The following is a 9,425-nucleotide window of genomic DNA, read 5'->3' on the forward strand; positions in this document are numbered from 1 at the left end:
CGTGGACGCCGGGGTTTTCGTCCCGCTGCTGTTGCCCGCCGCCGGCTGGCCGCTCGCCCGGCTGGTGTCCACAGTCGCGCGTCCGCCGGTGGCCGTGTGGCTGCTGACGGGCAGCGCGGTCGCGCTCGCCGCCGGGAGCACGGCGGCGTTGTGCGTGCTGGCCTTCGCCGGGCTGTCGTTGGTGCCGCTGGTCGCGCGCATCGGCGAATGGTCGCCGCAATCGTTACAGGGTATGGAGATCGCGAGCGTGCCGGTCGAGGCCGGCTGCGGGCTGGCGCTGACCGTGGCCGCGGTGTCCATTGTGGTCACTTGCGTGCGCCGGATCCGCGGGCTGCGAGCGCTGCGGCGGATCGTCGCGGGCGCCGACGGAGAGCTGGTGGTGGTGCCGGGCGCCGGGCCGGTCGCGTTCGCGGCTCCGGTCCGCGGCGGGCGGATCGTGGTGTCCCGGCCGATGCTCGCGGCGCTGGACCCGGTACAGCGGCGCGCGCTGCTCACCCACGAACGCGTGCACCTGCGCCGCAGGCATCACCTGTTCCTGGCCGCGACCGGGTCGGCCGCGGTGCTGAATCCGCTCCTGCGCCCGGTGCGGCCGGCGGTGGAGTTCCTGGTGGAGCGCTGGGCCGACGAGGAAACCGCCGAGCGGCTCGGTGACCGCCGGGTGGTCGCCGCCGCCGTGGCGAAGGCCGCGCTCGTGGCACGGGGCAAGGCGCCCGAGTTCGCTCCGGCGGCCACCGGCGGGCCGGTGCCGAGGCGGGTGGCGGCGTTGCTGGCTCCCGCGCCGCCCCGGCTCGGCTGGCGCCCAGTCGCCGCCCTGTGTGCGGCGTTGTCGCTCGTGGTCACCGGCTGGACGGCGCAGGCCAGCGTCGAAGCGGCGGCGGATCTGCACGCCGGGCTGGAGCTCGCCAGTGTCGGGCACCATCACCACCACCCGCACGCGCTCGCGTGATCCCGTGCTCGGCGAGCGGGCCGGCCTGAAGTCCGCGGTGCGCGATTTCGTCCAGTAACGGCCCCAGCGCGGCCAGCGTCGCGCGCCAGGAGCCGACCGCCGCGGCGTGATCGGAGTCGTGCAGCAGGATCGTGCCGCCGCCGTGGAGGTCCTTCATCACGGTGCGCAGCACGGAACGCGCCGTGGCCCGGCTGGTCCAGTCGAAACCCCAGCACGTCCACAGCACCGGTGTCAGCCCGAGCCCGCGCGCGGCCACGAGTGCGCTGGTGCTGAACACGCCGTAGGGCGCGCGGATCCATTGTGGACGGTTGCCGGTCGCGTGCTCGATCACGTCGCGGGCGCGGGCGAGGTCGTCCCGCACGCGGCGCGGACCGTACCGCAGGAGGCAGCGATGTTCCCAGCCGTGCACCGCGACCTCATGCCCGGCTTCGGCGATTTCCCTTGCCAGCCAAGGCGCGCGCGCCACCTGCGTGCCCAGCAGGAAGAACGTCGCCCGGATCCCGCGCGCCTCCAGCAGGCGCAGGAAGTGCGGCGTGGACAACGGGCTCGGCCCGTCGTCGAACGTCAGCGCCACATGGCCGGGATCACCCGCGCCGGCGAGGCTCGGCGGACGCAGCGGCGGGAGGAAGAAGGCAGCCGGCGCGGCGTGCAGGGCACCGGCCGCCGCGAGCGCGAGCGCCGGTTTCACGCCGCCGCCGCGAAATCCCAGGAACCGGCCAGTTTCGCGAGCACCACCGCCGGGTCGTCGCCCGGCGGCAGTCCCGGCGTCCTCGTCTCGCGCAGCGCGTGCGCGAGCGCCGTCCGGCCGCTGACGGCGGGCACCAGACCCAGCTCGTCGAGGACTCGCGCGTTGGTCCGGCCGTGCCCCGGCAGGCATCGGTAGGTCAGCACCGGCAATCCGGTGGCGAGTGCTTCCAGCGTGGTCAGCCCGCCCGCGTTCTGCACCACTACGTCACAGGCCCGCATCAGCTGCGGCATGTCGTCGACCCAGCCGAAGACATGCGGGAAACCCTTGTGCCGCAACCTGTCGCACAACGCGTCGTTGCGTCCGCAGACCACCACGGGATGCGCGGCGCCGGTCGCGGCGACGTCGGCGGTGATGGCCTCGACCTCGCCGACGCCCCACGAACCCGACAGCACCAGCGCGAGCCGCTCCCGCCGGTCGAGCCCGAACCGCTCGCGGGCCCGTTCCCGCTCGCCCGGTGCGGCGGGCCGGAAGCCGGGCGCCACCACCGGACAGGCGGCCACCGCCTGTGCCGCGCCGAGGTGCCGGGCCGCGGCGGCCGCGCGCCGGTTCGGGGCGATGTGCAGGTCGGCGAAGCGGTTGACGGCCAGCCGGTGCACCGCCGGATCGGTGAGATAGGCAACCATCGGCGCGGCCAGCTCACCGCGGCGCCGCAGCTCGCCCAGTGCCTGGGTGGCCAGCGGGTAGGTGGATACGACCAGAGCGGGCGAATCACCCAGCGCGACCCGAAGCGCCGTACCGGCCATTGTGGACAGTCGCGCGGCCAGTCGCGCCAACGGTTTCGTGCCTGCGGCGCTCAGCAGCAGGTCCCAGCTGCGCGGCACGAGTTCGAGCTCGCGGTGGTATGCGTCGCACAGGCGCTGCCCCAGCCGGCCCGGCAGCAGGTCGAGATAGTCGTGCCGGTCGACGTCGAACCCCAGCGCCGCCAGGCGTCGCGCCAGCTCGGCGGCCGCGCCGTCGTGCCCTGCCCCGATCCGGGCGGACACGACCACGGCTCGAACTTCTACAGTCATGTCGTATTTCTACAGGACCGTAGTAGCACCTGGGGTTAGCTGACGGTTAATCTCCGCCCGGCCGCACCAGCCCGACCTCGTAGGCGAACACCACCGCCTGTACCCGGTCCCGCACGTCGAGCTTGTTCAGCAGCCGTCCGACGTGGGTCTTCACCGTCGCCTCCGAGACGCACAGCACGCCGGCGATCTCCGCGTTGGACAGCCCTCCCGCCAGCCGGGTCAGCACCTCCACCTCCCGTTCGGTCAGCCGGGCGAGCCTCGGGTCGACGGCCCGGTCCCGGTCGCCGGTTTCGGGCAGCCGATCCGCCATCGCGTCGAGCAGGCGGCGGGTGACGCTCGGCGCCACGACCGCGTCCCCGGCCGCGACCACCCGGATCGCGGAAAGCAGGTCCTCCGGCGGCACGTTCTTCAGCAGGAAACCGCTCGCCCCGGCGCGCAATCCGGCAAAGGCGTACTCGTCGAGGTCGAACGTGGTCAGGATCAGCACCTTCGAGCGAGGGTGCTCGCGCACGATCCGGCGGGTGGCCTCGATCCCGTCGACCCCGGGCATCCGCACGTCCATCAGCACCACGTCGGGGTCGGTCTTCGCCGTCTGCGCGACGGCGGCCGCGCCCTCCGCCGCCTCCCCCACCACCCGCAGGTCCGGCTGCGACTCCAGCACGAGCCGGAAACCCAGGCGCAGCAAGGGTTCGTCGTCCACCAGCAGCACACTGACCGTCACGACGCGACCGGCCCCGCCGCCAGCTCCGCCCGGACCCGCCAGCCGCCACCGGCCCGCGGCCCCGCCTCGACGCGACCGTCGAACAGCGCCACCCGCTCGGCCATCCCGCTGAGCCCGTGCCCGCCGGTCACGGCCTTCGCCACGCCGTGGCCGTTGTCCTCCACCTCGATCTCGACAACCGGTTCGCGATAGCGCAAACGCACCCGCGCCTCCCCCGGCTCCCGTGCGTGCTTGAGCACGTTGGTCAGCGCCTCCTGCACCACGCGGTACGCGGCCAGCTGCGCGGTGGGCGAGAGCGGGAACGGCTCCCCGGACGTAGTCAGCGAAGCGGGCAGGCCGGCGGCCCGGACGTGCGCGAGCAACTCGTCGAGCTGCTCGATCCCCGGTTGCGGCGCACGCGGCAGCTCGTGGCCTTCGCGCAGCACGCCGACCAGCCGTTGCATCTCGCCCAAAGCCTGCCTGCCGGTCGCCGACACCAGCCTGCTGGCCGTCTCCGCCTCTTCGGGACTGCCGCGCACGGCGAAGGCGGCTCCGTCCGCGAGCGCGATCATCACCGACAGATTGTGCGCCACGACGTCATGCATCTCCCTGGCGATCCGGGCGCGCTCGGCGGCGGCCGCGAGCTGCGCCTGCTGATCGCGTTCGTGTTCCGCGCGACGTGTCCTGTCCTCCAGGGAGACCAGGTACGCCCGCCGCGTCCGCACGTTGCGGCCCAGCACGAACGCGGCGACCGCCAGCCCGGACAGGAACACGAACGCCTTGAACGTGTCGTGCCACGGCACCCATTTGACCACCGCGAGCACGATCCCGGCTTCCAGCACGCCGAGCGCGACGGCGGCCATTCTCCGTCCACAAAGGACGGCCACGCTGTACAACGCGATCAGCAGCGCGGCGTCCGCGAACACCACCTGGGCGAGCAGCCACTGCAGCGCGGCCACTGCCACCATCCAGTAGAACACCACCGCCGGGGCGCGCCGCCTGACGATCAACGGCACCACCAGCAGCGCGGACAGCACGATCGCCCACTCCCGGCTGGCATGCGCGCTGTCGAACCGGCCCGACCGGCCCAGCACGGCGGACGCGGCCACCAGCGTGAGCGCCGCGTCCACGAACAGCGGGTGCCGGGCGACCCAGCCGCGGGCCCTGGCCAGCCCGGGACTCGTCGTGCTTTCGGTCATGCCACCATCATCCGCCGGTTCAGGCGTCGCGACGCCGCAGCAGCACCGCCGCGCCCACGACCGCCACCACGAGATACCCGCAGAACACCGCGAACCCGGTCCACGGCGCGAGCGAGCCGGAATCCGCGCGCACCATCGCCACCGCCTGCCCCGCCGTACTCGGCAGGTACGGGCCGATGGTGTTCGACCAGCTGTCCGGCAGCGCCTCGACGAGTCCCGGCACCACGAGCAGCAGGCCGAACAACGTCCCGATCGCACCGGCCGTATGCCGCAACAGCCAGCCCAGCGCCACGCCGAGCAGCCCGACCACGGTCAGGTACAACCCGGTCCCGAGCACCGCCCGCAGCACGCCCGGCGCCGACAGGGTGGTCTGGATGTGCAGCGGGCTCAGGATGGCCTGCCCGGCGAAGAACGCGACGAACGCGCCCGCCGTGCACACCACGAACGACGCCACCGCGAACACCGCCAGCTTCGCCCACAGCACCGGAAGGCGCCTCGGCACGGCGGTCAGCGTCGAGCGGATCTGGCCGGTGCTGTACTCGCCGCTGACGACGAGCACACCCAGCACCCCGATGATCAGCTGTGCCAGGAAAAGCCCGCGCAGGCTCGCACCCGCCGGGTCGAACCGGGCCTGCTCGGCGAGGTCCATCCGCGGCCAGCGGCTCTTGATGACCGCCGGGAAGAGCACCCCGAACCCGGCCAGCACCACGAAGTTCGCCGCCAGCGCGATGTACGAGGAACGCAGTGAGCGGAACTTGACCCATTCGAACGCGACCACCCTGGCCTGGGTGACCCGCACCGCGGCGGTCATGAAGCCTTCTTTCCGTATTCGAGTGCTTCGTCGGTGACGTCCATGAACGCCTCTTCCAGCGACGCCCGGACCGGCGTCAGTTCCTCCAGCGGGATGCTCTGCTCGCAGGCGAGCAGGCCGATCCGCGCGCTGTCCATCCCGGCGACCTCGAGCAGCCCGTCGCCGGCGTCGGTGACCGACACGTCCGGCCCGCTCAGCAGCGTGCGCAGCCGCGCGGCCTGCGGGCTGCGCACGTGCACGGTGTTGCGGGAGGCGCTGTCGATGAAGTCCCGGACCGTGGTGTCGGCGATGAGCCTGCCGCGGCCGACGACGATGAGATGTTCGGCGGTCAGCGCCATCTCGCTCATCAGGTGCGAGGACACGAAGACCGTGCGCCCCTCCTCCGCGAGCCCGCGCAGCAGGTTGCGGATCCACAGGATTCCCTGGGGGTCCAGCCCGTTCACCGGTTCGTCCAGCACCAGCGTCGCGGGGTCGCCCAGCAGCGCGGCGGCGATGCCCAGCCGCTGCCCCATGCCGAGGGAGAACCCGCCGGCCCGCTTGCGGGCGACGGACTCCAGGCCCACCAGGCCGATCACCTCGTCGACGCGGCGGCGCGGGATGCCGTGGCTCACCGCCAGTGCCAGCAGGTGCTGGTAGGCCGTGCGGCCCGTGTGCACGGCCCTGGCTTCCAGCAGGGCGCCGACCTCGCGCAGCGGCGCCGGGTGTTCGGCGTAGTGCCGCCCGTTGACCCGCACCTCGCCCGACTGGGGCGCGTCCAGGCCGAGGATCATCCGGATCGTGGTGGATTTCCCGGCTCCGTTGGGGCCGAGGAAACCGGTCACGACGCCGGGTTTGACCGTGAAGGTCAGGTCGTCGACGGCGAGCTTGTCGCCGTATCTCTTGGTCAGTGCCCGTGCTTCGATCATCCGGCGAACCTAGGCGAGCGGGCGGCCCGGCACGACGGCCGCAAGGCCGATTTCCCGGGCCGCGGCGTCCACCTTCCGGCGTACTTCTCCACGAGGAGGGTCTGCCGTTTCCCGGGGAATACCTCCGCGCGCAGCGGGTAGCCAGGTACGGAAAGCGAAGGAGAGGAAACCACAGTGAACGACAAAGCCAAGCACAAGGCCGACGAACTCAAGGGCAAGGCCAAGGAAGCGGTCGGCAACGCCACCGACAACGAGCAGTGGCAGGCCGAGGGCAAGACCGAGCAGAGTTCCAGCAAGGTCAAGCAGGCGGGCGAGAAGCTGAAGGGCGCCGCGAAGGACGTGTTCGACAAGTAACGGTGCGCGACATCCCCGGCTTTCCGGCCGGGGATGTCGAGAACCGCCGGCCGGCTCCGTCCCCCTGCTGAGGAAAGGAGCCGGCCATGAACGTCATCGCCGAACTGGACAAGCCCATCTCCCGCGAGCTGCTCGGGTCCGCCATCCCGGCGCGCCTGTCCTACACCGGGCTCGACGGCGGTCCCCGCGTCATTCCCATCGGTTTTCTCTGGACCGGCAAGGATCTCGTCGTCTGCTCCACGCCGAAGATGGCGAAGGTGCGGGCGCTGAAGGCGGATCCGCGCGTCGCGCTCACCATCGACACCAACGGTTTCCCGCCCAGGGCACTGCTCATCCGCGGCACCGCTACCCTCGAACCGGTCGACGGGTTCCCGGACGAATACCTGACCGCGGCGCGGAAACTCCTCGCGCCCGAGCAGTTCCCGGCCTGGGAGGCGAGCGTGCGTGACCTCTACGACCAGATGGTCCGGATCACGATCCGTCCGGCGTGGGCCAGGCTTCTCGACTTCGAGACCACCCTCCCGAAGGCCGTCGAGGACCTCATGCGCGCGAAGGAAACCCGGCAACAAGAGCCGGAATAGACTCCGCCGATGACACGCCCCGGCCTCATCCTGCTGTGCGGCCTCCCCGGCACCGGCAAGTCCACCATCGCGAAGCTTGTGGTCCGCGCGCTGCACACGCCCTATCTCCGGATCGACGCGATCGAACATGCACTGGCCGGATCCGGCGAACTGCCGGAACCACCGCGAGCGGCCGGCTATCTGGCGGGCTACGCGCTGGCCCGGGAACAGTTGCGGGCGGGCCTCACGGTGCTGGCGGAGTGCGTCAACCCGCTGAAACTCACCCGGGACGCGTGGAAACAGGTCGCGGACGAATCGAGCGCGTGGCTCCTCGAGGCCGAACTCGTGTGCTCCGACGGCGACGAACACCGCTCGCGCGTGGAGACCCGGACCGTGGACATCCCGGGCCTCACACTGCCGACCTGGCCACAGGTCCGGACGCGCGAATACGAGCCGTGGCACCGGGACCACCTCGTGCTCGACACAGCCGTTTCCAGCGCCGCCGAAAGCGCCGCCACGATCGTCGAGACGGCCGGGCGGCTCGCCGCCGCAGCGTGCCGCATGTCTGGGTGAAGTGTGCGGCGCGACGCGGGTGCCCGGCACCTCCAGCGGCTGGTGCGGGCGGGCGCGAGGGGCTGATCCCGGACGGCACCGAGACGTTGTGCACGCCGGAACCCTGCCCGCCGTGCTGGTACGGGCGCTGCACGCGGCCGTTCGCGCCCCTTCGCCGCACAACACGCAGCCGTGGCGGTTCCTCGCCGACGGCAACCGGGTGGAAGTGCTGCCCGACCGCGACCGGGTGCTGCCGGTGGCCGATCCCTTCGCCGCACGAAGCCTGGCTTTCCTGCGGTGCCGACTCGCTCAACCTGGCGATCACCCTGCGCGCGTCGGGCCACTCCGCCGACGTCGGCCTGCTGCCGGACGGCGCCGAACAGGACCTGCCGGCGGGCCGAACCGTCCGGGCGCGCGAGTGTCCACTGTGGACTCTGCAACGTCGTGGTAACCCTCTGGCGCGCGGCGCGGATTTGGAGCAGGATCGAAGTGGGAAGGAGTGGCCGTGACCGCCAGAACGTTGTCACACCAGGAATGTGTGAAGCGAGTGCGTTCGCCCGAGCGCTACCGCGAAGCGCTGCTGTCCGTCGACGGGCGGGAGCCGGTGCGCTATGCGTGCTTCGTGCTCGACGACGGTGATCTGATCGTGCCCACCGGACCCGATCGTTCACTCGTCCGTGCCGCGAACGGCCGTCCGGTCGTGGTCAGCATGTCGCAGCCGGGCCGCGGTGACGCCGGCTGGACCGTCACCGGAATGGGGCTGGCCCGGCCGCTCGCGCCGGCCGACCGGCCGCATCCCGTCCCCCACACGACGGGCGCGCTGGCCGGCCGGTTCGACAACGGGATCCGCATCGTGATGGCGCGCCTGACCGGCTGGGAGGACGTGCCGGAGCACCGCATCCCGCCGCAGCGTGACGGCTCGCCCGGGTTGCCCGACCCGTCGCGTCCACAGTAGACAGACGCGGGCGAAGGCCCCGGAGCTGGTGATTTGCCCCGCCGACTGCGAAGCTGGACGAGTGGGCGGCGAATCAGGCGAAAAGTCCGCGCTGCGGGGCACGCTCTCGCAGCTGCGCCTGCGGGAGCTGCTCACCGAGGTCCAGGACAGCGTCGGCCAGCTGGTCGGCGCGCGGGATCAGATGGACGGGCTGCTGGAGGCCATGCTCGCGGTCGCGGGCGGGCTGGAGCTCGACGCCACCCTGCGCCGCGTGGTGCAGGCCGCGATCGAACTGGTGGAGTGCCGCTACGGCGCGCTCGGCGTGCTCAACCCGGACAACGTCGGCCTCGCCGAGTTCGTCTACGAAGGCATCAACGAGCAGGTCCGGGCCGAGATCGGCGACCTTCCCGAGGGCCACCGCCTGCTCGGGCTGCTGATCGAACAGCCGAAACCCTTGCGGCTCAACGACCTCGCCCGGCATCCCGCTTCCAGCGGGTTCCCGGCGCACCATCCGCCGATGAAGAGCTTCCTCGGGGTGCCGATCCTCGTCCGCGGCACCGTGTTCGGGAATCTCTACCTCACGGAAAAGGCGGCCGGGCAGCCATTCACCGAGGACGACGAACTGGTGGTGCAGGCGCTGGCCGCCGCGGCGGGCATCGCCATCGAGAACGCCCGGCTCTACGAAGAGGCGCAGAAACGTCAGCGA

Annotated in this window: 12 protein-coding genes; 6 read left to right on the plus strand and 6 right to left on the minus strand. The window is 72.0% G+C overall.

The features are described 5' to 3' along the window. Position 1 precedes the first annotated feature (1 nt). The gene (locus tag VHD82_RS23735; protein ID WP_325707929.1) at positions 2-946 is read left to right on the plus strand and encodes a M56 family metallopeptidase; all 945 of its coding nucleotides are present in this window, start codon (positions 2-4) and stop codon (positions 944-946) included. Here VHD82_RS23735 and VHD82_RS23740 read toward each other — a convergent pair. Genes VHD82_RS23740 through VHD82_RS23765 form a run of 6 tightly spaced genes read right to left on the minus strand, consistent with a single transcriptional unit; the run spans position 837 to position 6,319 of the window. After that, positions 837-1,634, minus strand: a complete 798-nt coding sequence (locus tag VHD82_RS23740) for a polysaccharide deacetylase family protein (RefSeq protein WP_325707931.1) — start codon at positions 1,632-1,634, stop codon at positions 837-839. The two genes, VHD82_RS23735 and VHD82_RS23740, sit on opposite strands and share 110 nt — an antisense overlap. Continuing rightward, positions 1,631-2,704 carry a glycosyltransferase gene (locus VHD82_RS23745; RefSeq protein ID WP_325707934.1) on the minus strand — a complete coding sequence of 358 codons (1,074 nt, stop codon included), beginning with the start codon at positions 2,702-2,704 and terminating at the stop codon, positions 1,631-1,633. Before VHD82_RS23745 ends, VHD82_RS23740 begins: the two co-directional genes overlap by 4 nt. A 46-nt stretch (positions 2,705-2,750) precedes the next feature. Continuing rightward, positions 2,751-3,425: a response regulator transcription factor gene (locus VHD82_RS23750; RefSeq protein ID WP_325707937.1), complete on the minus strand. Its 675-nt coding sequence runs from the start codon at positions 3,423-3,425 to the stop codon at positions 2,751-2,753. Continuing rightward, positions 3,422-4,603, minus strand: coding sequence for a sensor histidine kinase (locus VHD82_RS23755; protein WP_325707940.1), 1,182 nt, complete (start codon positions 4,601-4,603; stop codon positions 3,422-3,424). The genes VHD82_RS23750 and VHD82_RS23755 overlap by 4 nt, the downstream gene beginning before the upstream one ends. Positions 4,604-4,622: 19 nt before the next feature. Next, positions 4,623-5,414 carry an ABC transporter permease gene (locus tag VHD82_RS23760; RefSeq protein WP_325707943.1) on the minus strand — a complete coding sequence of 264 codons (792 nt, stop codon included), beginning with the start codon at positions 5,412-5,414 and terminating at the stop codon, positions 4,623-4,625. After that, on the minus strand, positions 5,411-6,319 hold the full coding sequence (locus VHD82_RS23765; RefSeq protein ID WP_325707946.1) for an ABC transporter ATP-binding protein: 909 nt from the start codon (positions 6,317-6,319) through the stop codon (positions 5,411-5,413). The genes VHD82_RS23760 and VHD82_RS23765 overlap by 4 nt, the downstream gene beginning before the upstream one ends. A gap of 174 nt (positions 6,320-6,493) precedes the next feature. On the opposite strand from VHD82_RS23765, the gene VHD82_RS23770 reads away from it, so the two are divergent. The 5 genes from VHD82_RS23770 to VHD82_RS23790 all read left to right on the plus strand — a co-directional run. Continuing rightward, positions 6,494-6,673 (plus strand): CsbD family protein, encoded by a 180-nt coding sequence (locus VHD82_RS23770; protein WP_325707949.1) that lies wholly within the window; start codon positions 6,494-6,496, stop codon positions 6,671-6,673. A gap of 86 nt (positions 6,674-6,759) precedes the next feature. Continuing rightward, the gene (locus VHD82_RS23775; RefSeq protein WP_325707951.1) at positions 6,760-7,254 is read left to right on the plus strand and encodes a pyridoxamine 5'-phosphate oxidase family protein; all 495 of its coding nucleotides are present in this window, start codon (positions 6,760-6,762) and stop codon (positions 7,252-7,254) included. A gap of 9 nt (positions 7,255-7,263) precedes the next feature. Next, the gene (locus tag VHD82_RS23780) at positions 7,264-7,806 is read left to right on the plus strand and encodes an AAA family ATPase (protein ID WP_325707953.1); all 543 of its coding nucleotides are present in this window, start codon (positions 7,264-7,266) and stop codon (positions 7,804-7,806) included. Between the two features lie 484 nt (positions 7,807-8,290). Further along, on the plus strand, positions 8,291-8,740 hold the full coding sequence (locus tag VHD82_RS23785) for a hypothetical protein (RefSeq protein ID WP_325707956.1): 450 nt from the start codon (positions 8,291-8,293) through the stop codon (positions 8,738-8,740). A gap of 61 nt (positions 8,741-8,801) precedes the next feature. After that, a partial coding sequence (locus tag VHD82_RS23790; RefSeq protein WP_325707960.1) for a GAF domain-containing protein occupies positions 8,802-9,425 on the plus strand: 624 nt, incomplete at its 3' end.

Origin of the sequence: Amycolatopsis sp., assembly GCF_035546795.1 — a bacterium.
Classification (GTDB): domain Bacteria; phylum Actinomycetota; class Actinomycetes; order Mycobacteriales; family Pseudonocardiaceae; genus Amycolatopsis_E.